This is a genomic window from Rhodopirellula sp. UBA1907 (assembly GCF_002337565.1).
Lineage (GTDB): Bacteria > Planctomycetota > Planctomycetia > Pirellulales > Pirellulaceae > Rhodopirellula > Rhodopirellula europaea.
The window spans coordinates 92,173-115,614 of sequence record NZ_DDGH01000089.1 but is presented as its reverse complement, the minus strand read 5'-3'; the positions used below and the strand labels follow the sequence as shown (position 1 = coordinate 115,614).

The window sequence follows — 23,442 nt, the reverse complement described above, 5'->3', positions numbered from 1 at the left end:
CGGTTTTGTCCCCGGAACCGTCAGTGGAACCGGACTGCAGATCGGCCCCGCGGGCGGAGTGCAGTTCGGAACCGGTACCTACTACACCGTGCCACGGTATTACGGCGTCCCATATTACGGGGTCCGCTGAGCCTGGTTGGCGGCGGGACCGTCACTCGGACGGAATGCTGGCGAAGCGACCCAAAACTGGCCGACAAACTCAGTTCAAGCCACTTTTGGTTCGCCCTTTGCCTGCGAGTGGGCTGTGACCATAATATCGGCCCCTATTCCCATCGCACCAGGATCTCCTCATGTCTCTCGCCGTCGAGTCCAAACCGGACGTGGATCACCAAACCACCTATTTCCGCTGCATTTCAGGCTGCAGCGCGAAACACTCGATCTTTGATGTGATCTATACCTGCCCAACCTGCGGCAGTCTGTTGGAGGTCTATCACGAGCGAGAACCGCTGAAAAAGAAGAATGCCTATCAGTGGCAACAGCTTTTCGACTCCCGTGCCAGCACCTCGAAATGGCCGTTTGGCAGCGGTGTTTGGGGCATGCGAGAGTGGGTCGTTCCTTCGCTGGCAGACGAAAATGTCGTCAGCATGTTCGAAGGAAACACAAACCTCTTCTGGGCCGAGCGACTCGGCGCCCAACTCGGCGTGCCGGATCTGTGGATCAAACTCTGCGGCAACAGCCACACGGGCAGCTTCAAAGACCTGGGCATGACCGTCTTGGTTAGCGTCGTCAAACAAATGATGGCTCAAGGCAGCAGCGTCAAAGCTGTCGCCTGTGCCAGCACCGGTGACACCAGCGCGGCATTAGCCGCCTACGCCGCCTACGCCGGTATCCCCGCGGTGATCTTCTTGCCGGCTGGAAAAGTCAGCACGGCTCAGTTGATCCAGCCGGTCGCCAATGGCGCTCACGTGCTAGCTCTCGATACGGACTTCGACGGATGCATGAAAATCGTCCAAGAAGTCACGAAGGACAATTCGATCTACCTCGCCAACTCGATGAACAGCCTTCGCATCGAAGGACAGAAAACGGTCGGCATCGAAATGGTTCGCCAATTCGAATGGGAAGTGCCGGACTGGATCATCATCCCAGTTGGCAACCTCGGAAACATCAGCGCCCTCTACAAGGGATTCAAGCTGATGATGGACTTGGGACTGATCAACCGCATGCCTCGATTGGTCGCCGCCCAAACCGAACGAGCCAACCCGTTCTACACCGCTTACAAGAACGGCTTTGCGGAAAAGGTCAGCGTCACCGCTCAGGACACTCTCGCCAATGCGATCCGCATCGGTGATCCGGTCAGTTACGCCAAAGCGGTCAAAGCCGTCCAAGAAACCAATGGCATTGTCGAACAAGCTTCCGAGAACGAGTTGGCCGAAGCCTCCGCGTCCGCTGACCTGACCGGCATGTTCACTTGCCCTCACACCGGCGTCGCCTTGGCCGTGTTGAAGAAACTGATCGATCGTGGCGAGATCTCATCGAAGGACAAGACCGTTGTCATCAGCACCGCTCACGGATTGAAATTCACGGATTTCAAAGTCGGCTACCACGAGTCCACACTCGAAGGCATCGACAGCAAACACGCCAACCCGGCGGTCCACTTGCCGGCCGATGCAAACGCGGTCAAAGATGAGATCGCTCGCCGTCTGGAACAACACAACGCCTGATTTGCAAGCGTGACCGAACGCATCCGAAGACGGCTCGATGGTCGATCCCGTCGTCGGACTCTTTGCTCGAACTTCGGTGCAGCCGCGTGAATCGTGAGACAGACGCACCTTGAAGCACCTCGCAACCAATGACGGTTTGCAGTCGCATGTAGAATAGGCGACGTATCTGTCCCGCGAACAACACCGACCGAAGAGCATCGCATGGGCAATCGATCACGCTAAACTGCTGCCATGACACTCATCCTTGGCGTCTCTGCCTTCTATCACGATTCCGCCGTCGCCTTGATCAACGATGGCGTTGTGGTCGCAGCTGCGAGCGAAGAACGCTTTACGAGAAAGAAGCACGACGCGGCGTTCCCCAGCGAGGCATTGGCTGGATGCCTGGAGTCGATCGGTGCGAGCGTCTCAGACATCGACTACGTCGGGTTCTACGAAAAGCCATTGCTGAAGTTTGAAAGGTTGCTGGAAACCTACTTGGCATACGCTCCACGTGGATACGCATCCTTTTCGCGCGCGATGCCGCCATGGTTGCAACTCAAGCTGCACATTCCTCGCGAAATCCGCAGGCACCTTGGTGGCCGAACCAAACGGCGAATCGTTTTCTGCGAACACCACGAATCACACGCGGCGAGTGCTTTCTACCCCAGCCCGTTTGATGAAGCGGCAATCCTGACGGTGGATGGTGTTGGCGAATGGACCACGACCAGTTGGGGAATTGGGAATCGCGAAAAGCTCGAACTGAAACAAGACATCCGGTTCCCACACTCACTTGGCTTGCTCTATTCAGCCTTCACCTACTTTTGTGGCTTCCGAGTCAATTCCGGCGAATACAAATTGATGGGGCTCGCCCCTTATGGCGAACCGACGTTTGCCGATGTCATTCGCAAAGAATTGATTCGCGTGAACGAAGACGGAAGCTATGAGCTGAACATGAACTACTTCACGTTCGCTCATACACTTCGAATGACAGGCAAAAAGCTGGAACGCTTGCTTGGTATCTCTCGCCGTGATCCAGAGTCACTGGTCAGACAAGTCGACATGGATATCGCGGCAAGCATCCAAGTCGTCACGGAAGAAGTGATCCTCAAGCTCGCCTCTCATGTTCACCGTCAAACGGGAAGTGATTCGCTTTGCCTAGCGGGTGGTGTCGCTCTGAACTGCGTTTCGAATGGACGACTGTTGCGAGAGGGACCTTTCGCAAACATCTGGGTTCAACCAGCGGCCGGAGACGCCGGCGGCGCCCTCGGAGTCGCTTGGCTGATATGGCACCGACTGCTAGGAAATTCGCGAACGGCGAATCCTCAGGACGCCCAACACGGATCGTTGCTGGGTCCACCGATCGACGAATCGAATGAACTCGATGCCCTGGTTCGGTCAGGTGCCGTTGTTCAGACATTCGATCACGTGGCGGATCTCGACCAACGTGTCGCAGGGTTATTGGCAGAAGGAAAGGTGGTCGGCTGGGTCCAGGGACGCATGGAGTTCGGCCCGCGATCACTTGGCAACCGCAGCATCTTGGGCGACCCTCGCAACACAGAGATGCAGTCGACCATGAACCTGAAGATCAAATACCGCGAATCTTTCCGGCCATTTGCTCCTTCGGTTTTGGAAGAATGCGCTGGTGATTGCTTCGAGATGAAAAAGGATTCATCCAGTCCCTACATGCTGTTCACGTTTGATGTCTTGCCATCTCGAAGGAAAGATGCGACCACTCCCGTCGATGGCATCGAACGCGTTCGCCAAGTCAGAAGTGACTTGCCCGCCATCACTCACCTGGATTATTCGGCTCGAGTTCAGACCGTCAGCGAAAATCGCCAGCCTCGATTCCATTCATTGCTCAAAGAGTTCCACGAGCAAACTGGTTGTCCGGCACTGATCAACACCAGCTTCAACGTGCGAGGGGAACCCATCGTGCGAACGGCGGCGGACGCCTACCGTTGCTTCATGGCGACCCAAATGGATGTCTTGGTCGTGGGCAATCATTTGATGCTCCGCGAGGAACAGCCCGAGAGTGCGGTCGCCTCCAGTCAAACCTACCTGTCCAATCTGGCTCCCGATTGATTTTTCCACCATGCCACTAATCGATCTCAATGCTCCACCATCACCGTCGATGCGTCGCTGGTTTGGGCTATCGCTGGGCCTACTCCTTATCATCGCTTCGTTTTTGCTGAGCGACTTTGGGCAATGGCTCAATCTCGTTTTGCTGATCGCGGGACTCGCCGTAGCGGCCGTCTACTATGCTTGGACCGCTTCCCAACAACCCATCATTCGCGGCTGGCAATACGCGACATACCCGATCGCCTTTTGTGTTGGCCATCTGCTGTTTGGAACGATCTACTTTGTCGTTCTGACGCCCATCGCTTTAATCTTGAGAGCGATCGGGCACGACCCACTGAATCTGAAACAAGAAGGCCGCTCCAGTAACTGGAACGACCGCGAATCAACGCCCACACCCGACCAATACTTCAAGCAGTTTTAGCTTCCCTATGTCCGATCCAAAAACGCCCACCGAGCCCACGCCTCCCAGCGATTTCGAACGCGAATCGGAACAGCAGGACATTGGCCTGCTGCAAGAATTCGTGATGTTCCTGCGCGAGAACAAGAAGTGGTGGATGATCCCTCTGATCGGATCGCTGTTGCTGGTGGGCTTGCTCAGCATCATGGCCAGCAGCGGCGCGGCACCGTTTATCTACACACTGTTTTAATCGAGCGTGAGGCGGTCGCCACGCAGCCCATCAGCGGCTCACTCGGGGCGAAGGACGGGGAATAGAATCACATCGCGAATGGATTTTTGGTTCGTCAAAACCATCACCAAGCGGTCGATGCCGATCCCCAGTCCACCAGCGGGCGGCATGCCGTAACGCAACGCGCGAACGAAGTCGTGGTCCATCTTGGCCATCGAGTCTTCGTCGTCCTGACCTTCAAGCTGAGTCTTGAACAACTCTTCTTGCAGATCGGGATCGTTCAGCTCGGTGTAGGCGTTGGCCAATTCCATTCCGCAGATGAACATCTCAAATCGCTCGGCGATTTCGGGGTTGTCCTTCTTGCGTTTGGTCAGCGGGCAGATGCTGGCCGGATAGTCGGTCACGAAGATCGGGCCTTGCAATGAATCCTCAACCTTCTCTTCAAAGATCTCATTGCGGATCACATCAGGGTGTTTGCCATCGATGGTCAGCTTCAGCCCCTTGGCGTATTCCTTGACCGCGTCTTCGTCGGCGGGATCGATGCCGGTGGCCTTCTCGAACAATTCCGCATACGTCGCACGCTGGAACGGCGGCGTGAAGTCCAACATGGTGCCGTTGTATTCACGTTTGAATCCACCGCCGATCTTTTCGATCGCGTCGCAGATGATCTTCTCCGTCAGATCCATCATGGATTCGTAATTGCCGTACGCCTGATAGGTTTCCAGCATCGTGAACTCAGGGTTGTGCCGTGGCGACAAGCCTTCATTGCGATAGACGCGTCCCAGTTCGTAAACGCGTTCCATCCCACCGACCATCAATCGCTTGAGGTGCAGTTCCAACGCGATCCGCATGGTCAGCTTCATGTCCAAAGCGTTGTGATGCGTTTCGAACGGACGAGCAGCGGCACCACCTGGAACGGTGTGCAGCGTCGGCCCTTCGACTTCGCAGAACCCTTGGTCGTCCAGCGTCGAACGAATGCTTTTGATGATCTTGGTGCGATCGAGGAACGTCTGCATCACGCCATCGTTGAACGCCAAGTCGGCATACCGCATCCGTTGGCGCAGGTCTTGATTGGTCATCCCGGCGTGCTTTTCCGGCGGGACTTCCAACATCTTCGTCAGCAAGATCAGCTCTTCCGCGAACACGGTCAGCTCGCCCGTGTTGGTGCGGCCCAGTCGACCTTGAACACCGATCAAATCCCCCAGATCAAACAGCTTGGCCAGGTCAAAGTTTTCGTCGCCGACCTGTTTCTTGCCAACAAAGATCTGGATGTCGCCGGTCCAGTCGCGAATGTTCATGAAGATCAACTTGCCGGTCGGCCGGGCCAGCAAGATTCGCCCGGCAACGCGAACGATCGGGCCGATTTCCTCGCCTGGGCCGTTGTCGGCTTTCCATTGGCGGTAGTCGACTTCTTCGCTTTCGACATCGGGCAGGGCGATCGTTTCACCGTCCTTTTGTTGCCACTGGATCTGTGGAATGCGGTCGCGGCACTCGCTGACCAACAAACGGTCGTCGAAACGCTGGCCCCACGGATCGATGCCTTTCGCGGTGATTTCTTCCAGTTTGTGCCGACGAGCCGCGTGCGGGTCGGTCAAATCAAGGTCGTCGGCGTTGGAAGGCGTATCGGTCACGGCAAATGCACTTGCGAAGGTGGAAAAAATCAATCGGGCTGACGATTGTGAATTTGCCGACTAATTCACGCAAGGGAGCCGTTTTTTACGACTTCACCGCTTTTCGCGAGCGCGCCACCCGGACTTGGGCTCTGGATCAGAAGACGCCGCAGCATTTCGTTTCGACCGACTTCCGCCGCCGGCGAATGGCAGCGTTTGCAAATTGCGAAAACGCCGGTTTGTGTTCTAATGAAGGGCTTGCCATGAAAACGCTCGAATTATCCTGCGAATTGATTTTTGCGGCATTTTGCTTCTCCACCCTCGATCCTGATTTCGTTTGATGCAACTTCCCATTCTCCCGCAGAACAACGTGACGGTCGCTACACCGGGAATCGACCCGATGATCGATCCGGAAACGGGCAAACCGCGGGGGCGGTACGCGGTCGTTTCGCTGGGGTGCCCGAAGAACCTCGTCGACACCGAGCAAATGCTTGGTCGCCTCGACGCCGACGGTTACCGGATGGTCGATTCGGTCGACGGAGCCGACTTTGTCGTGGTCAACACCTGCGGTTTCATCGACTCGGCTCGTGATGAGTCCATGGCCGCCATCGACGAAATGCTGGCTCTCAAACGCGACGGCAAACTACGCAACGTTGTCGTCACGGGATGCTTGGCCGAACGACAACAAGACAAGCTGCTGCAGGCTCGACCTGACATCGACGCCCTGGTCGGCGTCTTTGGTCGCAACGACATCGTCTCGGTGGTCGACGAACTGTATTCAGGACTGCAAGAACAACGCACGATCTTCAAACCCGCCGCGGTCAACCCGCTCAGCGACGCAATGCGTTCGGCCGTCACGCCGCGTCACTTCGCCTATCTGAAAATCAGCGAAGGCTGCGATCGGCTGTGCACGTTCTGCGCAATTCCAAAGATGCGCGGCAAGCACTTCAGCAAACCAATCGAACAAATCATCGACGAAGCCAAACGTTTGGGTGACAGCGGCGTTCGCGAAGTCGTCATCGTGGCACAGGACACGACCTACTACGGCATGGATCGTTACGGCGAACCTCGCCTGAATCAGCTGTTGAAAGAGCTCGACAAAATTGAATCGATCGATTGGATTCGGCTCATGTACTTCTACCCGATGTACATCGACGACGCGTTGATTGACACGTTGGCATCGGCCAAGCGAATCGTGCCGTACATCGACATGCCACTGCAGCACGCCAGCGACAAAATGCTGAAACGCATGGCTCGCAAAACCACACGCGCACTGCAAACCGACATCGTGCAAAAGCTTCGCTCGCGAATTGATTCGTTGGTGATGCGAACGACAATGATCACGGGCTTCCCCGGTGAGACCGAAGAGGACTTCGTCGAGCTGATGGATTTCGTCAAGGAATCTCGATTTGAAAACCTGGGCGTGTTCACTTACAGCATCGAAGAAGACACACCGGCCGCGAGATTGCCCAACCGTGTCGATCCCGAGGTGGCCGCGCGACGCCGCGATGACTTGATGGAACTGCAACAACAAATCGCGTTTGATTGGAATGATTCTCGCGTCGGTGGAATCGAAGAGGTTTTGATCGACGCAGAGATGCCTGAACAGGAAGGCGTCTTCATCGGTCGCACCCGAAGCGAAGCACCCGATGTCGATGGTCTGATCTATGTCTCGCAAGTGGATCCAGACTCGCCGGTGGAAATCGGCCAAATTCGACCGTGCGAGATCGTTGCTTCCCAAGGTTACGATTTGGTTGCCGCGGCGACTTAGAACCAATCACCACTTGCTTATTTGTCCCCTTTGATTTTGGTCGCCTCATGGCTGGTCCTTCGATCTACAACGTCCCCAACGCACTGACGTCGGCACGTTTTGTGTTGGCGATCGCGGTGATGGCGTTGATCCCGTTGGGAATGCACTTGGCTGCCATGATCGTTTTCTTGATCGCGGCCTCGACGGATTGGATGGACGGTTATTGGGCTCGCAAATACGGGCAAGTCACCAAACTTGGACGGATCTTCGACCCGTTCGTCGACAAGATCATCATTTGCGGCTCATTCATCGCTTTGGTGGCGGTCCCAGACAGCCCTGTTGCTTCTTGGATGGCCACCATCGTTGTCGCTCGCGAATTGCTGGTCACCAGTCTACGCGGCATCATCGAAGGTGCCGGCGGCGACTTCTCGGCCAGTTGGCTGGGCAAATGGAAGATGGTCCTGCAGTGTGCGGCCGTGGTTGCCGTGTTGCTAACTTACATTGTCACCCCCGTTCCCATGTGGTTGGCATGGGCATCGTGGGGATTGCTGTGGGCAGCCATCGCACTGACGGTCTACTCCGGTGTCGATTACACATTGATTGCAGCACGCGTGATGCAGTCCGACGCGGGGTTGGAAGTTCCCGCGGAACCCGAAGCTGCCACCGCCAATCCAGATTCCTCACAAGCCATGCCCACTGACAACATCTCGCACACCAATCATGTCGCAACGACCAAGGGTAGTGCTTCGTCACGAGATGACGCCCAGCTTCGCACCGTCTCCAGCGAGCTCCCGACCCAATGAGTTTCGGGTTCCACACAACATCGCAATGGGCATGTTCACTCTTGGCTCAGAGCGATGCCACCGCACCGGCGGACTCAACGGATTTGACGACCGCGAGTGAAGTGGCAAGTGAGTCGGCCGAGGTGGTTGAGCTTGGACCGCCTGAGATTGCTTTGTCGATTTTGTCGATCCTGATCATATTCGCATTCGCGACTTCACTGTCGCAATGGATCCGTTTGTTGTATCGAGGCAAACGTCCATTCGGCGCGAAGGCCTTTATCCCAGTCCGGCCGCGTCACCTGCCTTTTTGGTCGGTACTCTATTTTGTGGTATTCATTGGCGCGTTGATCTTCAGCTCCTCGTTGCTGCAGGGTGCCTTTCAAGCCGTGGGGTGGATTGAAAAACCGGCGGCACACGCAACCGCAGACTCATCGGATCCCGAAACGGAACCGTTGGTTGCGACCGATCCGATCGCGGAAACCCCTGATCAGATTAGCGAACCCGACGAAGCTGCCCCGAACGCCGCCGAAGAAAGCGTGGCGGCAGAATCGCCGGCGTTGTCCGTGCCGCAACTCACACTGAGTACGTTGGGGATGCTAACTGCCACGGTGATCACGTTGATGATCCTGTGCCTGAATCATCGCAGCGCCATTTCTCGAATCGGTTTGGTTCCGCAACGCGGCGACATCGGTCTCGGGTTTCGATCCGCGTTGATGATCCTTCCACCGACGATGTTAATCATGACTGCGGTGTCGATCATGCAGGAATACTCGCATCCCGTTCTGGACGCACTTCAACCGGACGAACCCGAGACGGGCCCAAACTACGCCGTGTTCGCATTGCTGTTCGTAACGACCGCATTGGTGACCCCGATCGTCGAAGAGTTCTGGATCCGCGGCTTGCTGCAGGGCGGCCTGCAACGCTTGGCCGACTGGCGTCTCTCGATGGTGCGACAATCGTTTGAGCAGTCAGCCGCCTCCATTGAAACACCGGATAGTGTCCCCACGTTTGAACCTCAGCGTGAAGCGAAAACCATCACCGAAGCTGCCTACATGGCTCCGGGGACTGCCGCGGGCACCGAACCGCTTGCAATAACAGTGCCTACGGCAATGCAGACGGATTCCAATGATTGGACTCCCACTGCAATCTGGCCCGTCTTCGTTGCCAGCCTTGTGTTTGCGTTGCTGCACTGGGGACAGGGCCTCGCGCCCATCCCATTGTTCTTCTTGTCACTCGGGCTTGGCTATTTGTATCGCCAGACTGGTTCACTGATTCCGCCAATCATCGTTCACTTCGTGCTCAACGGACTGACCATGGTGATGACTTTGATCGAGATGACGCGGGCATGATTTCGCCGTCCACGGACAACTTGATTCGCATTCGAGGTGCCCGGGTTCACAACCTTCGCAACCTCGACGTCGACATTCCTCGCGACGCGATCACGGTCATCTCGGGAGTCTCCGGTAGCGGTAAAAGCTCGCTCGCATTTGACACTCTGTTCGCCGAAGGCCAGCGGCAATACATCGACAGTTTGTCGACTTATGCCCGACAATACCTCGACGCCATCCCGCGTCCCGATGTGGACTGGATCGATGGGCTGGCACCGACATTGTCGATCGATCAAAAGAGCGGTTCGCACTCGGCTCGCAGCACCGTCGCCACGATCACCGAGATCTACGACTACCTGCGTTTGCTGTACGCGCGAGTCGGCGTTCCGCACTGCGTCGCATGTGGCAGCACCATCAGCACGCAAACACCTGATCGCATCGTCGCGACATTGGCGGCGTTGCCCGATCGCACCAAGCTAACTTTAATGAGCCCCATGGTTCGCGGCCGCAAAGGGGCTCACGCGGATGTGCTGGAACAAATCGCCGGCCACGGTTTGGTCCGTGCCCTCGTCGATGGCGAAATGTATCTGCTCGAGGATGTGCCGCCGCTGGCGGTTCGAAAAAATCACACCATCGAAGCCATCGTCGACCGACTGATCATCAAAGACGGTGTGGACGCTCGCCTGGATGAGTCCACTCGGTTGGCGTTGCGTCTTGCGGGTGGAATGTGTTCGGCCTTGATCGATCGCGGGGACGGCGAACCGGAAACCAAACTGTTCAGCACCTCGATGACTTGTTTGGAGTGTGGTGAAAGTTTTGAGGAACTGGAACCGCGAACATTCAGTTTCAACAGTCCCTACGGTGCCTGCCCGACTTGCCAAGGCCTCGGCAAAGTTGCCGTCCGTGGCGACAAATCGCACATGGTGACCTGTTCGACTTGTGAGGGCGGTCGATTGAAAGCGGAATCGCTGGCCGTCACGATTCACGACGTTTCCATCGACGCCCTGTGCCGGATGCCGTTGCCGGACGCTCAGTCGTGGATGGAAAACGTTGCCCGACCGCTCGACGCTTTGCAACAAAAAGTCGCCGCACCGATTCAATCCGAAGTCGTTCGCCGCATCGATTTCTTGCGCCGTGTCGGTGTCGACTACCTGACGCTGGACCGTTCAGCGGAAACGCTCAGCGGCGGCGAAATGCAACGCGTCCGTCTGGCCACCAGCATCGGCAGCGGGTTGGTCGGCGTCTGTTACGTCCTGGACGAACCTTCGATTGGACTGCATCCCGCTGACCACCACCGGTTACTCGCCGCGATCAAGGAATTGCAGACCGCCGGCAACACCATCGTGATTGTCGAACACGACGAGGACACCATCCAAGCCGCGGACCACGTCATCGACATCGGCCCCGGTGCGGGTCGGCATGGCGGCCGGTTGGTCAGCCAAGGCACCGCGGCAGAAGTCGCCGATGATGAGGCCAGCCCAACGGGAGCCTACCTGTCCGGACGCTCGAAGATTGGACTGGACCGGCCAAGACGCACGCCTCGCAAATCACATCAGCTGACGCTCAGCGGTGCGACGCTGAACAACTTGCAAAACGTCACCGCAAAAATCCCGCTGGGATGCTTGGTCGGGGTCAGCGGCGTTTCCGGCAGCGGAAAGAGCTCATTGATTGTTGACACACTCTACCCAGCTCTGGCTGCGAAGCTGGAACTGGTCGCCGACCAACCCGGCCCCCACAAACGGCTGACCGGCGCTCAGCACATCGACAAACTGGTTCCCATCGACCAAACACCCATCGGCCGAACGACGCGAAGTTGCCCCGCCACCTACGCCGGTGTCATGGATCCGATTCGGCAAGTCTACGCGAGCACGCGAGAAGCCAAGACGCTCGGGTTCGCCGCGAATCGCTTCAGCTTCAACAGTCCGGCCGGTCGCTGCGACGTCTGCAAAGGCAACGGCTTTGAACGCATCGAGATGAATTTCCTCAGCGACTTGTTGATCGAGTGTTCACGCTGCGGCGGCAAACGCTTCAACCGCCAAACGCTGCAAGTCCGGTTCAAGGGAGCCACGATCGCCGACGTGCTCGGCATGACTATCGACGCGGCCCAAGAGTTCTTCGAAAACGTGCCCAAAGTCCATCACCTGCTGACGTCGCTCGTCGACGTTGGACTGGGCTATGTGACGCTGGGGCAATCCAGCACCACACTCAGCGGTGGCGAAGCCCAACGGATCAAACTGGCCACGGAACTCGCGCGACCGGCAACTGGCAAAACGTTTTACGTGCTCGACGAACCCACGACTGGATTGCACTTTGCTGATGTGCAGCGACTGCTCGTCGTGCTCGATCGCTTGGTCGAAGCCGGCAACACAGTGCTGGTCATCGAACACCAATCCGATCTGCTGGCCACCTGCGACTGGCTGCTCGATCTTGGCCCCGGCGGCGGCTCACAAGGCGGCCACCTGATCGCCGAAGGCCCGCCAGAAATCATCGCCGCCTGCCCCGAATCCGCCACCGGAAAATTCCTGCGACTGCGGTGAGTCATCCAGCGAATGATTTCACGTTCGAAATCATCTTCGGACGAGAGAGCCAGCCATGGTTGGCCGCCACGTAGGATGGGCACTCCTGCCCGTCCAAGCCACCCCGTGCACTCCTACCCGTCACGTAGCTTGGGCACTCTTGCCCGAGAATACCCTGACGGGCGAGATCATTCCGACGGACGGGCAAGAGTGCCTTTTTGTACCCCACATCTTTTGAGAGCCGCTTGCGTTGGGAATGCAAGCGGTTTAAAGCCAAACATCCCTTGCCGAGGAATCATTAGTGTTTGATTAGCGGCGATTAGTGTTCCCTTGACCGCTCTGGTGGAACACTAATCCACTCTGATCGGACACTAATCTTTGGTGTTTCGAGATGTGGGGTATAAAAAGGCAAGAGTGCCCATCCTACTTTAAGATTCACGGAATCCCCATTGGAGTGCTTCCCATCCTGGATCGACCCAACGAAACCATTGCGATTCAGGCAATCCGACATTCGACGGGTTGTCGCCGATGTACTGGATCGCATTGTAAAGATGCTCTTCATCTCGAATGATTCGATCAAAACTCTCTTGTTGCCACAACTCACCTATGCGCCCCAACTCACGATTGACAAACCGTGAAGTCACACCCTTGATCGCCCTCAACAGATCCTCCAGTTCAAAGGCACTAAACGGACGCACAATCAAATGGCAGTGATTCGGCATCACGACATAGCTTGCCACGTGATATTGTTCGTTTTGGAAATGCAGGATGGCTCGCGCCAATTCATTCGCGAAATGCGAATTGGAAAAATGACATTCCCCGGAACCTTGATCGAGCCACTCGTTGACGCGACTGGTGACGGTTCGCGCGTACCGTTGCCAAGCTTTCTCGGACCTCGGTTCAGGAAACTTCGCTTCCCACTCGCGGCGCATAGACGCTAGCATTTCGAGCTTCGCTTGGGGCAGTGAATCGGCAAGTCGAAACGTAACGGCGTAGGTGGCTCCATCTTGTCGCCAGTGAGGGAGGTGGCGAATGTATTTGCGAAGAGGTTTGTCGGGATCAAGCCCTCGAAACCCCGGCGGCGCATCAAGATTGAATGGTTCGCTCATCGAACATCTCCGTAGGATGGGCACTCTTGCCCGTCCAAGTCACCCCGGGCGCGAGTGCCCAAACGAAATTGCAATGATTCTCGGGCAGGAGTGCCCAAGCTACGATCGTATCGCATGGTTCGTTGTCTCCATCGTTGGCTATCGCCCTCACTCATTTTCGGTGGCAAGACGATTTCAACGAGAAACGGCCCGCCAGACTTTCGCCCTTCAATCGCGGGATACTGGTGAAGATAGTGGTTTCGATGGAGCAGGGTGGGTTCCCACGACGTGCGCCATGGTTAGGCTTGCGTTTTCGTTGACCCTTGGACGCTGGTAAAACCACCCAGTTCCAAAGATTTCCCACCATCGCCTCCGCAAACAGCCATCCTTTTGCAACCATGCCTCATCCCGAAAGCATTCTGGTGACCGGAGCGACCGGCATGATCGGTGCCCCGGTGGTGAGACGTGCGGCGGCTGCGGGGCACCACGTGCGGGCGGTTGTGCGATCGGGATCGGATCGTTCGGTTCTGGATGGCTGCGATGTGGAGTGGGTCGAATCGGATTTGACCGATCCCAACGCCGCGTACCAGAACGCGATTCGCAAGAGTGACGTGATCGTTCACACCGCGGCTCATGTGGGTGATTGGGGGCCGGTGTCGACCTACCGAGCAATCAACTTGGACGCGGTCGAAGACCTGCTGCGTTTTGCATCAGGCTCGGACCGATTGCGTCGGCTCGTTCACCTCAGTGCACTCGGTGTCTACCAAGCCAAGCACCACTTCGGCACCGATGAAACCACGCCCGTCGACCTTCGCGGTTTCGATGGCTACACCCACACGAAAGCACTCGCGGAAGGACTCGTGAATGCTGCCCACCAAAAGGACGGCATGCCAACCGTGATCGCTCGGCCCGGATTCACTTATGGCGAAGGCGATCGACGGATTTTGCCAAGGTTGATGCAGCGGTTCCGAAACGGTTCGATCCGGATGATCGGCGACGGCCGGCGAGTGCTCAACAACACCAACATCGACAACCTGATCGACGGATTGTTGCTGTGCATCGACCACGACGCGGCGGTGGGTGAGACCTTCAACTTGCGAGACGAGCGTTTGGTCACGCGAGCGGAATTCCTCGGCGCGGTGGCGGACTTCCTTGAGCTTCCACCGCCCAAACGTGTTCCGCTGTGGTTCGCCAAAGTCGCTCGCCCGGTCCTCGAAACCTACGGCCGAATTCGCGGTGCGGACGAGCCACCTTTGCTGACCGGAGCGACGATGAAGTTCATGACGCTGAATTTGGACTTCAGCATCGAGAAGGCCAAACGCTTGCTCGGCTATCAACCGCGAATCGATTTTCGCGAAGGGATCCAAGACGCACTGAAGTGGGCGGCAGAAAATGCAAGTCACTGAACTCACCGCGTTCCTGGTTCCTCTGCCACTCAAACGCGAAATCAAACATGCTTCGTTCACGCGAACCGAAAGCATCAACCTGCTGATCCGATGCAAGTTGGCCAACGGCACGATCGGCTGGGGCGAAGGTGTCCCGCGACCTTACGTGACGGGGGAAACGCCCGAAGGATGCTTGCAACAACTCTCGCGATCCAATCTGCAACCTGCACTGACGCGACCGGCATCCAGTTGGCCGGATGTGATATCGATCTGCGATGAATTGGAATTCCACAACGAAGCCGATGATCCTCGTGGCTGTGGTTCGAACTCGCTGCGATGCGCGGTGGAACTGAGCTTGCTCGATGCGTTTGGCAAACACTTCGGGCAACCTGTCAGAGAAGTGGTGCCGCATGTTGCCGAAGCATCCGAGATCCACCTGAAACAACCTGGCGTTCGCTACTCCACCACGATCACATCTTCCGGTGCCAAAAGCGAGCGAATCTCCGCTCTCAAAATGCGTGCCTATGGGTTCGCTCAATGCAAAATCAAAGTCGGTGTGGACGGGCAAGACGACCCGTCACGTGTCGCTCGAATTCGACGCTGGATTGGCGGTGGAGTGGATCTGCGGTTGGATGCCAACGAAGCCTGGCGCCCCGAGGAAGTCATCGAGAAGATGCGTCCGCTTCGCGAGTTTGGTGTGACCTGCATCGAGCAACCGGTGGCTCACGATGAGGTCGATGCCCTCGCGTCGCTCCGCGAATCAATTGGCGTTCCGATCATGCTGGACGAATCACTGACCAGCCGCATGGATGCCAAGCGGGCCATCGAGTGGGGCACGTGCGACCTGTTCAACCTTCGGCTTTCCAAGTGCGGCGGCTTCTTGAGTTGCCTCCGCTTGGCCGCGTTTGCCCGAGCGTCGGGACTCGGTTACCAACTCGGGTGTCATCCCGGCGAGTCCGGTGTCCTCTCCGCTGCCGGCCGACACTGGGCCAGCTCCGTTCGCGACATTCGATACCTCGAAGGTTCGTACGATCGACACTTGCTGACCACTTTGCCAACGCAGGAGGACATCACGTTCCGATACGGCGGCTGGGCACCGGCACTCGATTCACCAGGCCTGGGAGTCACCATTCGCGAAGATTGGTTGCGACAGAACGCGAAAGCGGAACGTGCGTTTGTGATCGATGCTCAATGAATGGCGCGCAGCAATCGCCACGGTGCGAGATCGAGATGTTCGACGGTGCCGGTCGGCTGCGATTGATGTCGCGACGCTGGAGTGTGACTCGTCCGCGCGGTCGCGTGGTGTTTTTGCACGGTATCGTCAGTCACTCGGGATGGTATTTGGCCAGTTGCGATGCTCTGGCTCAGAATGGATTTGAAGTCCACTTCCTGGACCGACGCGGCTCGGGAGGCAACCCGTCTCGGCGTGGTGATGTCGATGACTGGCGTCAGTGGATCGACGACGTGGTTTGCTTTCTGAAAACTCAACCGCGTGACGTTCCCTTGATCCTGGGTGGAATCAGTTGGGGCGGAAAATTGGCGGCCGTATTGGCGGCCGAGCATCCTGATCTGATCGATGGGTTGGCACTCGTTTGTCCTGGAATCTACGCGGCGCAGTTTCCTTCGCCGGCCAAGTACCGATTGCTCGGCGGACTTTCGCGGTTGGGCCTTGGCGGATTGCGGGTTCCGATTCCGCTGAAGGATCCCGCGTTGTTCACCGGAGTCGCTCGCTGGCAATCGTTCATCCAAAAGGATTCGCTGACGCTGCGGAAAGTCAGCGTCCGGTTCGCGTTGGAAGACCGAAAGCTGACCCAGCACGCCCGGGAGGTCGCCCCGACGATTCGCACTCCAACTTGGTTGGTTTTGGCCGGGCGAGACCGGATCGTCGACAACCCGAAAACACGCGAAATGTTTGATCGGATGGCGGCGAGCGACAAAGAATGCACGTGCTACGACGAAGCGGCTCACACGTTTGAGTTCGAACCCGACCCGCGGCCCTATTTTCGTGATCTGACGAACTGGGCGAGCCGGATCAGCGACCGATTCGCTGGGGATTGAGCCCATTGGAAGGATGCGGGATATTGCCGGTGAATCTCCGTTTTTCCTGACTCACCGGCTCACCGCATGACTGCCTCCGCGATCTTGGCCTGCCAAAAATATCCCGTCACGACCATCATCGGGCTGGAAGTCCACGTCCAACTGAAAACGCAAACCAAGCTGTTTTGCGGATGCACCACCGAATTTGGTGCCCCACCCAACACTCAGGTGTGCCCGGTCTGCTTGGGAATGCCGGGGGCGCTTCCGGTGATGAACCGCGAAGCGATCGCCTTGTCGGTCAAAACCGGATTGGCGCTCAACTGCGACATCCCACCGCTGACGAAGTGGGACCGCAAACAATACTTCTATCCCGATTTGCCGAAGGGCTATCAGATCAGCCAGTTCGATTTGCCGATCTGCGCCGACGGGCACCTGGCAATCAGCACGGACGACGGCGAGACCGAACGCCGAATCGGACTCGTACGAGCTCACTTGGAAGAGGACGCCGGCAAGAGCATGCACGACGAAGCGTCGGGCATCAGCGACACCAAGATCGACCTCAACCGATGCGGCACGCCTCTGTTGGAAATCGTCAGTCAACCGGACCTCCGGTCGGCCGATGAGGCCAAGGCTTACCTCAGCGAACTCAAATTGCTGCTCACTCACCTGAAGGTTTCTGATTGCGAGATGCAAGAAGGCAGTCTGCGGGTCGACGCCAACGTGAACCTGCACATCGACGTCGAAGGCAAAAAGATCGCGACCCCGATCGTCGAAATCAAAAACCTCAACAGCTTCCGAAATGTTCAGCGTGCGATCGACTACGAAGTGCAACGCCAACTGGTCGATTGGGAAGAGAATCGCCAAACGATCGACGACGCTCCCAAGACCACCCGCGGTTGGGATGACTCCGCCGAGCAAACCTTTGCTCAGCGAGAAAAGGAAGAGTCGGCCGACTACCGATACTTCCCCGACCCCGATTTGCTGCCCGTCCGCCTGCCTCGCGAATACGTGGAATCCATCGGGGAATCGTTGGGTGAATTGCCAGCGGTGACGCGAGAGCGACTGCAGACTCAGCACGGCATCAAACCCTACGACGCCGACGTGATCGTCAACCAAGGCCCGGACGTGATCGAATACTTCGAGACCGCCGTGGGAGCCAGCGGCGATGGCCGTCGCACATCGTCGTGGATGATGCAGGACGTCATGCGGACGATGAAGGAACGCAGCATCGACATCGATGCGTTCCCCATTCCAGCCGAGCGACTTGGTGAATTGATCCGCATGATCGCCGACGGAAAGCTGGACAACAATCGCGCTCGCGATGTGTTCGAACACTTGCTGACGCATGACGAGTCGATCGAACAAGCGACCAAGTCTTTGGGCATCGAAGCGGTTGACGACGACGCGCTGGAATCGCTGTGCAAGGAACTGCTGGCGGCCAACCCGCAAGTTGTCGAGGACGTGAAGGGCGGCAAGCAACAAGCGGTTGGAGCCTTGATCGGACAAGCCAAAAAGAAAAACCCGAACGCATCACCGCAGGCCGTTCGCCAATTGCTGATCGACCTGATCGCGAAGATGTAGTTCGCGGATCGTGGTGGAGGAAGACAGCGTTCCCGCACAATCGGCACAATCGTTCCGGTCTGGATCCAGTCGTGAGCCGAACGGTGGCGTGACGTCGCAGAAACGCCTCCTTGGGTGCCGATGATTGGGTGTGGGGTACGTTTGAGTATTCTCATTCGGCGTGCGGTCGTTCAACGACATCTCGTCGGACTTCATCCATCGGCCAAGGTCCCATGAACGCTCCCGCGACATCTTCGTTGAATCGAGCGAAACCGGATTGGGGATATCGCATCCTGCTCACCGTCGCCGCGATTGTCGCTGCTTGGTTGCTGCTGATGCCCATTTGCCCGCCGATTGTTCAGTCGACGATGCAGCGGTTCCACTTGCGAACGCCGTCGTTCGCCTGGTGGGCGATCCAAACGCCGATCCCGGCGATGTACAACTTCAAGAACACCACCGAGGTTCGCGACTTACCACCGGCAGGTGAACTGGCCGGGCTGGTTGATCCGCTCTGGTTGTCGCCCTTGGAAGAAGACACGAGTGGACTGGGTGTCTTAGCCACACGAACGATCAACCACTATCCGGTGCGTGAGTTCACGTTTGCCAACGGTCGAGTTCGTTACCTGCAGGAAGACGACCCGCGATGGTTGGTGGTTGAGTCCCACTATCGCGGCGAGTCGATGCAATCAACTTATGAATTGACCCGTGACGATGCCGGCGTTTGGCAAATGGTGTTGGCAGAGGAGACATCGCCATGAACTCCATTGCTTCTCCGACAAAGCTTCGCTGGACCGAATGGACGCCGCTGCACCTGACTTGGGCCGGCATGATGCTGGGTCTGTTTTGGAAGTGGAAGTTCTTTCTGCTGGCCGATCGCATCTACGAAGCCATTCCAATCCACCACGAATTCTTTCCGGAATGGTTGCAGTCAGCAACGGTGTTGCGAATCGCATTCTTAGCGGCGGCCATCTCCGTTGTCGCCGCCTGGATCACCGAACAACGAATGCGTCGATGCGTTGCCGCTGCAGTGACCTGGATCTCGGCGACAGTGATGATCTGGCATCAAGGCAGCTACAACGACATGACGTTCGTCACGATTTGGTGGTGCAGCCTGTGGGCGTTTTGGTACACCACGCGACTAGAAATCGACATGCCGGAGGAACTCTACCGGAAAGCGGGGCGTCTCAGTCGGGTGATTGTTTCGGTCGTTCTTCTGGGTGGAGCTTCGGGAAAATGGACGGCAGAATACTGGTCCGGCGACGTGTTGTGGGAAATCTATTTCCTCGACCGAGACTTCTGGGTTTTCAATTGGTTGCGGTCCAGCTTTGATGGCGAAACGCTTCGCAACATCGCAACGATTTATAGCCGCAAAGTCGTGCTGGTCGAAACTGTCGCAGGATTCGCAGTTTGGTTGCTTCCCGCTCGTTGGGCGGCAATCATTGGTGCGGTTGTATTCACTTCCATTGCTTTGTTTTCGAATTTCATGTTGTTCTCTGTACTGAGCCCGCTGGTCGGATTGTCGTTGGCAGGATGGATGCCTCGACCCCAGATCGCCGCGGAAGATGTCCCCCCATCCGAAAACCAAATGGCAGCGAGTATGGGTGGATGAAAAGCATGCATCCAATTCGCAACTGGTCCCGACGCATTCGTTTTGGACTGCTCAATCGCTTTGTGCTTCGTCCAACCACGGAGCCGATCGACTATCGACCTCAGGTTCGTTGTCGAGTTTCATTGTTGGATCATGCGAATTCGAATGCCAATGGTTCCGCATCCAACGAATGGATTGAATGCTTTGTCCATCGCGTTGGCGATGCGTCGACCAGCAAAGTTGTAGACAATAGCAACCTGGATGATTGGAGAGACATCCCGCCGCCCAACGATCTTGTTCTCAAGTTCCCAGGCACCGGTGGACGAGCTGAGCGGTCGACACCGTTTCCGATGCAACCCAACCAACCGATCTCACCGAGTGCGGAAGTTTGGACCTGGAATCCTCCTGGCTATGGAGGCAGTCCCGGTCACGCGACGCTGAAGAATTTGTCCGGTGCGGCTGCGGCCTTGAGCCAAAAGGTTCTCGATGCCCGGACACAAACAACCGCCGATGGCTGCTCAACACGAATTTGGTTGTGCGGCAACAGCCTGGGATGCCTGCCCGCGATGCATGTTGCGGCGTCGTTGATGGATGCGTATCCATCCGCAATCATGTGGATTCGCAATCCACCTGATTTGCGCCGCGTCATCCTCAACATCTCAGCTCGCTATCGGGCAACCACCGCGATGCAGCACGTCTCCGCGGTGCTGCCCAAAAACGTCGATGCGATCGATTTGGCCGGCCGGTGCAAAGTCCCGGCTGTGTTTCTCATGTCAGAGAAAGATTCACTGGTGTTGCCGGAATATCAGATGGCAATCCATGCCGCTTATGCTGGGCAAAAAATGGTGGTGGAACTTGCCGGTCTGAGTCACGACGACGTCCTGGAAGAAGAGCATCGCCCAGCGATCAACAACGCATTGGATTGGGCGATTCGTCAATCACAAAGACCAGCGTAGCCCTGGTGCATCCAAGGCGATCCCTGGCTTTTGACGGCTCGATTCGGTCAGCACCGTCTCTTTCATGCGACGTTCCAAATCAGGCACAACGCTGGCTTGCATTCGTCCGCGACCGACGCGATACAGCCGTCCGACGCGTTCAAAACCAGACTTATAGAACGTGCTTTGCGAAGCAGCATTGGTCCAATCCGTCGTTGCGAACCAGTCGTGAAGTTTCAGTTCCAGGGCGTCGTCCCTGATCAACTTTCGAAGCAAAGTCGCCATGAGCCCGCGGCCGCGATAATCCAAGTCGGTCCACGCATTGAACAGAAACCCACAGTGCGCAGGCATATTGAGTGACGATCCTAAGTGAGCACTCCGGCTGAAGTTTTCAGTCGCGGGAATGTAGCCAGTCGCCGCCCAAACGAAAGAAACCACGCGGTCGCCATCCCACATTCCAAACAGCCATTGATCCCCCGGACCATGCTCACGTGATGCATCCGTGTGGACGATCCCGGATCCTACGATCGGGTCAATGTGACCTTCCTGACGCAGCTGCTTGAGCTGATCTGGCTCAATTGCACGAGCAACAAAGTCGTCCGAATCGAGGCCAATGGATCGACGCTCCGCAGCGACGGCCGCTTGTTCCGCTGTTGCGTGCAACAAACACGTGACATCCATCACATGCAGTCGCCGTATCGCTCGGTAGAGAATCGCTAGCATCGCTGACATATTCAATTCTCAATTGCTCGGTTCGGGCGAGAAGTCATCCGCACGCTGGTAGTCACGAATCGAGTAGATCACGGGTGAATCGGAAAGGTCATCCGCTTCTTCGACGGTGGAGTCCAACGCAACTGAGATGCTCGCCGGTGTCTCTTCAACAAAGTCCTGCGTGATCGTTTGATCGGGCAGAAAGTCCCGATGCTCTTCGGCGAAGGCTTCGTCTAGAGTGAGCGGCTGATCTTGCGGTAGATCCTTCATACGGCGCCACTGCACCTTCAATAGCTGAGTCGCACGATCTTGAGCCATTCGCATTTGCCCGCGAGCGTGCTTGGCAAACACAGAGATTTCCAAGAGTGGAATCGGACGCGAGTGCAGGCGTCCCTTGTAGGTTTCATCGCCTCGCATGTAGTCGATGCCTGCTCGACCAAGTCGGTGAGCTTCACGGAACATGTGCGAGTTCAACATGATGCCCGGCTTCAGATCTGGATAAGCATGATTGACACCGGTGCTGTAGCAATACTGTCGTCCATCATCACCGATGTAGTGCAACTCGGTCGCAATGACTTCACCTTTGTAGATCAATTGAGGCAACACCAGTCGCCCGCGTTGGCTCATTTCGATGGTGGCATCGGTGACAAATTGAACCATGCGTTCATCGGCATACGTTCCGGGTTCACCGACGTCTTGCCAACGTTTCTGATGCAACTCAATCAGCTTCATCAGTCCCATGTGAACTTCTTCCGGAGACCCCGCATCGCGGACGAAGAGCTCTCCGTCGCTTTCGTCCAACTTGCGAAGCAAACCGCGAACTCGATTGCGATACTTTCGCGAACGCGTTGCCAGCAAGTCTTCCCACGTCGCTTCGCAGCGGTTGAACCAAAGATGCATCCGACTGTGGATGCTGGTCGGCACGTCATCCGCAACAAGGCATCGCGAAAAGACTTTCATCGCGGGATCCCCTGCGATGGTGCCGTCAAAATCAATTTGGTCCCAACCATGTTTTCGGTCGGCGGAACATTGAATCAAATGTTTCGCAAATGCGGTGGCAACCTCTTCGCGATCTTCCGGTCGCACCAAAATTGAAACGTGATCGGTGCACACGTTTCCGGCTGCGAGCGTTTGCAACCGACGAAAATCACCCTCGGTTCGCTCCAACGGCAGCAATCCGCGGCAATCACCCGATTCATCGCGGGCGACCATGAAGAAAGCTCGTTCGGCGTCGCCAAACTGCTGCCACCACGATCTCAACCAAACGGTCTGACGAAATGGAATCCCGCCCGCCAGGCGGTCCCAGGTATTCCCGTCGGCCAGCAAGTCTTCGGGCGAATCGCTAATTTCAATGTGGATCATGCGGAACTTTAGACCACCCCCCGATTGCCCATTGCAACAAACGAATCGTTTTGACTTACAATCTGTGCGTCTTCACGCAGAGACTCAACCCAACCCGCACAACCGTCGCAATCTGATTGCAACGCCGTCCTCCACCCCACCAAAGCCCATGCCCACCTCCGCACCACACAACAAACCACACGTTTCTTCACGTTGGGCCACGCTGATTCGCCGCGCCATTTTGGGCGGATGCGTCGTCGCCAGCACCTCATCCATGTCCGTCGCGTCGGCCAACGAACCGGCCTCCACTGAGTCGACATCGTCTTGGACTCAATTCCACGGCCCCAGCTCATACGGCGACGCCGGATCCGGCACATTGCCTTCGACTTGGAGCGAAGACGACTACGCTTGGAAGACAAAACTCAACGCGAGACATGTGGGATCGCCTGTTGTGGCGGGCAATCAA

Annotated in this window: 20 protein-coding genes and 1 pseudogene; 17 read left to right on the top strand and 4 right to left on the bottom strand. The window is 56.9% G+C overall.

The features are described 5' to 3' along the window. Positions 1-290 precede the first annotated feature (290 nt). The 4 genes from thrC (at position 291) to B2R17_RS19715 (ending at position 4,366) form a co-directional block, all read left to right on the top strand. Positions 291-1,661 carry a threonine synthase gene (gene thrC / locus B2R17_RS19730; RefSeq protein WP_286765316.1) on the top strand — a complete coding sequence of 457 codons (1,371 nt, stop codon included), beginning with the start codon at positions 291-293 and terminating at the stop codon, positions 1,659-1,661. 231 nt (positions 1,662-1,892) lie between these two features. Beyond that, on the top strand, positions 1,893-3,722 hold the full coding sequence (locus B2R17_RS19725) for a carbamoyltransferase family protein (RefSeq protein ID WP_286765315.1): 1,830 nt from the start codon (positions 1,893-1,895) through the stop codon (positions 3,720-3,722). A 10-nt stretch (positions 3,723-3,732) separates the two neighbouring features. Further along, complete coding sequence (locus tag B2R17_RS19720; protein WP_236616172.1) at positions 3,733-4,140, top strand: SxtJ family membrane protein; 408 nt, start codon at positions 3,733-3,735, stop codon at positions 4,138-4,140. A 7-nt stretch (positions 4,141-4,147) separates the two neighbouring features. Next, positions 4,148-4,366: a DUF5989 family protein gene (locus B2R17_RS19715; RefSeq protein ID WP_008672009.1), complete on the top strand. Its 219-nt coding sequence runs from the start codon at positions 4,148-4,150 to the stop codon at positions 4,364-4,366. A 38-nt stretch (positions 4,367-4,404) separates the two neighbouring features. On the opposite strand, the gene lysS is transcribed toward B2R17_RS19715, so the two are convergent. Then, positions 4,405-5,976, bottom strand: coding sequence for a lysine--tRNA ligase (lysS, locus tag B2R17_RS19710; protein WP_286765314.1), 1,572 nt, complete (start codon positions 5,974-5,976; stop codon positions 4,405-4,407). Between the two features lie 47 nt (positions 5,977-6,023). On the opposite strand from lysS, the gene B2R17_RS19705 reads away from it, so the two are divergent. From B2R17_RS19705 to uvrA, 5 genes are read left to right on the top strand one after another with little or no spacing between them, the layout of a single operon-like run. After that, positions 6,024-6,296 carry a hypothetical protein gene (locus B2R17_RS19705; protein ID WP_286765313.1) on the top strand — a complete coding sequence of 91 codons (273 nt, stop codon included), beginning with the start codon at positions 6,024-6,026 and terminating at the stop codon, positions 6,294-6,296. After that, the gene (rimO, locus tag B2R17_RS19700) at positions 6,296-7,726 is read left to right on the top strand and encodes a 30S ribosomal protein S12 methylthiotransferase RimO (protein ID WP_037254146.1); all 1,431 of its coding nucleotides are present in this window, start codon (positions 6,296-6,298) and stop codon (positions 7,724-7,726) included. The genes B2R17_RS19705 and rimO overlap by 1 nt, the downstream gene beginning before the upstream one ends. 47 nt (positions 7,727-7,773) lie before the next feature. After that, a complete protein-coding gene (pgsA, locus tag B2R17_RS19695; RefSeq protein WP_286765312.1) occupies positions 7,774-8,508 on the top strand; it encodes a CDP-diacylglycerol--glycerol-3-phosphate 3-phosphatidyltransferase in 735 nt (244 codons plus the stop codon). Next, positions 8,505-9,836, top strand: coding sequence for a CPBP family intramembrane glutamic endopeptidase (locus tag B2R17_RS19690; protein WP_286765311.1), 1,332 nt, complete (start codon positions 8,505-8,507; stop codon positions 9,834-9,836). The genes pgsA and B2R17_RS19690 overlap by 4 nt, the downstream gene beginning before the upstream one ends. Then, a complete protein-coding gene (uvrA, locus tag B2R17_RS19685) occupies positions 9,833-12,352 on the top strand; it encodes an excinuclease ABC subunit UvrA (protein ID WP_286765310.1) in 2,520 nt (839 codons plus the stop codon). The genes B2R17_RS19690 and uvrA overlap by 4 nt, the downstream gene beginning before the upstream one ends. A 407-nt stretch (positions 12,353-12,759) precedes the next feature. On the opposite strand, the gene B2R17_RS19680 is transcribed toward uvrA, so the two are convergent. Next, entirely contained in the window at positions 12,760-13,440 is a 681-nt protein-coding gene (locus B2R17_RS19680) for a transposase (RefSeq protein WP_286765309.1), read from the bottom strand. 377 nt (positions 13,441-13,817) lie between these two features. Between B2R17_RS19680 and B2R17_RS19675 the strand changes: the two genes are divergently transcribed. The 7 genes from B2R17_RS19675 to B2R17_RS19645 all read left to right on the top strand — a co-directional run bounded on the left by B2R17_RS19675 (position 13,818) and on the right by B2R17_RS19645 (position 20,945). Beyond that, positions 13,818-14,825, top strand: coding sequence for an NAD-dependent epimerase/dehydratase family protein (locus B2R17_RS19675; protein WP_008672024.1), 1,008 nt, complete (start codon positions 13,818-13,820; stop codon positions 14,823-14,825). Then, the gene (locus B2R17_RS19670) at positions 14,812-15,999 is read left to right on the top strand and encodes a dipeptide epimerase (RefSeq protein ID WP_286765308.1); all 1,188 of its coding nucleotides are present in this window, start codon (positions 14,812-14,814) and stop codon (positions 15,997-15,999) included. The genes B2R17_RS19675 and B2R17_RS19670 overlap by 14 nt, the downstream gene beginning before the upstream one ends. Beyond that, on the top strand, positions 15,996-16,862 hold the full coding sequence (locus B2R17_RS19665; RefSeq protein ID WP_286765307.1) for an alpha/beta hydrolase: 867 nt from the start codon (positions 15,996-15,998) through the stop codon (positions 16,860-16,862). Before B2R17_RS19670 ends, B2R17_RS19665 begins: the two co-directional genes overlap by 4 nt. Before the next feature lie 66 nt (positions 16,863-16,928). Then, a complete protein-coding gene (gene gatB, locus B2R17_RS19660; protein WP_286765306.1) occupies positions 16,929-18,422 on the top strand; it encodes an Asp-tRNA(Asn)/Glu-tRNA(Gln) amidotransferase subunit GatB in 1,494 nt (497 codons plus the stop codon). 212 nt (positions 18,423-18,634) lie between these two features. Then, on the top strand, positions 18,635-19,159 hold the full coding sequence (locus tag B2R17_RS19655; protein WP_286765305.1) for a hypothetical protein: 525 nt from the start codon (positions 18,635-18,637) through the stop codon (positions 19,157-19,159). Further along, the gene (locus B2R17_RS19650; RefSeq protein WP_286765304.1) at positions 19,156-20,010 is read left to right on the top strand and encodes a hypothetical protein; all 855 of its coding nucleotides are present in this window, start codon (positions 19,156-19,158) and stop codon (positions 20,008-20,010) included. Before B2R17_RS19655 ends, B2R17_RS19650 begins: the two co-directional genes overlap by 4 nt. 5 nt (positions 20,011-20,015) lie before the next feature. After that, the gene (locus tag B2R17_RS19645; RefSeq protein WP_286765303.1) at positions 20,016-20,945 is read left to right on the top strand and encodes an alpha/beta hydrolase; all 930 of its coding nucleotides are present in this window, start codon (positions 20,016-20,018) and stop codon (positions 20,943-20,945) included. On the opposite strand, the gene B2R17_RS19640 is transcribed toward B2R17_RS19645, so the two are convergent. Continuing rightward, positions 20,928-21,656 (bottom strand): GNAT family N-acetyltransferase, encoded by a 729-nt coding sequence (locus tag B2R17_RS19640; protein WP_286765302.1) that lies wholly within the window; start codon positions 21,654-21,656, stop codon positions 20,928-20,930. The genes B2R17_RS19645 and B2R17_RS19640 overlap by 18 nt on opposite strands. Positions 21,657-21,665: 9 nt before the next feature. After that, positions 21,666-22,997, bottom strand: coding sequence for a GNAT family N-acetyltransferase (locus tag B2R17_RS19635; RefSeq protein WP_286765301.1), 1,332 nt, complete (start codon positions 22,995-22,997; stop codon positions 21,666-21,668). A 31-nt stretch (positions 22,998-23,028) separates the two neighbouring features. Between B2R17_RS19635 and B2R17_RS19630 the strand changes: the two are divergent. Beyond that, positions 23,029-23,442 (top strand): annotated as a pseudogene (locus tag B2R17_RS19630) (serine/threonine protein kinase); the annotation flags it as partial.

What these genes read in the sequence shown, in the direction of transcription:
- thrC (WP_286765316.1), top strand. Translation starts at nt 291, where the DNA reads ATGTCTCTCGCCGTCGAGTCCAAACCGGACGTGGATCACCAAACCACC.
- B2R17_RS19725 (WP_286765315.1), top strand. Translation starts at nt 1,893, where the DNA reads ATGACACTCATCCTTGGCGTCTCTGCCTTCTATCACGATTCCGCCGTC.
- B2R17_RS19720 (WP_236616172.1), top strand. Translation starts at nt 3,733, where the DNA reads ATGCCACTAATCGATCTCAATGCTCCACCATCACCGTCGATGCGTCGC.
- B2R17_RS19715 (WP_008672009.1), top strand. Translation starts at nt 4,148, where the DNA reads ATGTCCGATCCAAAAACGCCCACCGAGCCCACGCCTCCCAGCGATTTC.
- rimO (WP_037254146.1), top strand. Translation starts at nt 6,296, where the DNA reads ATGCAACTTCCCATTCTCCCGCAGAACAACGTGACGGTCGCTACACCG.
- pgsA (WP_286765312.1), top strand. Translation starts at nt 7,774, where the DNA reads ATGGCTGGTCCTTCGATCTACAACGTCCCCAACGCACTGACGTCGGCA.
- B2R17_RS19690 (WP_286765311.1), top strand. Translation starts at nt 8,505, where the DNA reads ATGAGTTTCGGGTTCCACACAACATCGCAATGGGCATGTTCACTCTTG.
- uvrA (WP_286765310.1), top strand. Translation starts at nt 9,833, where the DNA reads ATGATTTCGCCGTCCACGGACAACTTGATTCGCATTCGAGGTGCCCGG.
- B2R17_RS19680 (WP_286765309.1), bottom strand. Translation starts at nt 13,440, where the DNA reads ATGAGCGAACCATTCAATCTTGATGCGCCGCCGGGGTTTCGAGGGCTT.
- B2R17_RS19675 (WP_008672024.1), top strand. Translation starts at nt 13,818, where the DNA reads ATGCCTCATCCCGAAAGCATTCTGGTGACCGGAGCGACCGGCATGATC.
- B2R17_RS19670 (WP_286765308.1), top strand. Translation starts at nt 14,812, where the DNA reads ATGCAAGTCACTGAACTCACCGCGTTCCTGGTTCCTCTGCCACTCAAA.
- B2R17_RS19665 (WP_286765307.1), top strand. Translation starts at nt 15,996, where the DNA reads ATGAATGGCGCGCAGCAATCGCCACGGTGCGAGATCGAGATGTTCGAC.
- gatB (WP_286765306.1), top strand. Translation starts at nt 16,929, where the DNA reads ATGACTGCCTCCGCGATCTTGGCCTGCCAAAAATATCCCGTCACGACC.
- B2R17_RS19655 (WP_286765305.1), top strand. Translation starts at nt 18,635, where the DNA reads ATGAACGCTCCCGCGACATCTTCGTTGAATCGAGCGAAACCGGATTGG.
- B2R17_RS19650 (WP_286765304.1), top strand. Translation starts at nt 19,156, where the DNA reads ATGAACTCCATTGCTTCTCCGACAAAGCTTCGCTGGACCGAATGGACG.
- B2R17_RS19645 (WP_286765303.1), top strand. Translation starts at nt 20,016, where the DNA reads ATGCATCCAATTCGCAACTGGTCCCGACGCATTCGTTTTGGACTGCTC.
- B2R17_RS19640 (WP_286765302.1), bottom strand. Translation starts at nt 21,656, where the DNA reads ATGTCAGCGATGCTAGCGATTCTCTACCGAGCGATACGGCGACTGCAT.
- B2R17_RS19635 (WP_286765301.1), bottom strand. Translation starts at nt 22,997, where the DNA reads ATGATCCACATTGAAATTAGCGATTCGCCCGAAGACTTGCTGGCCGAC.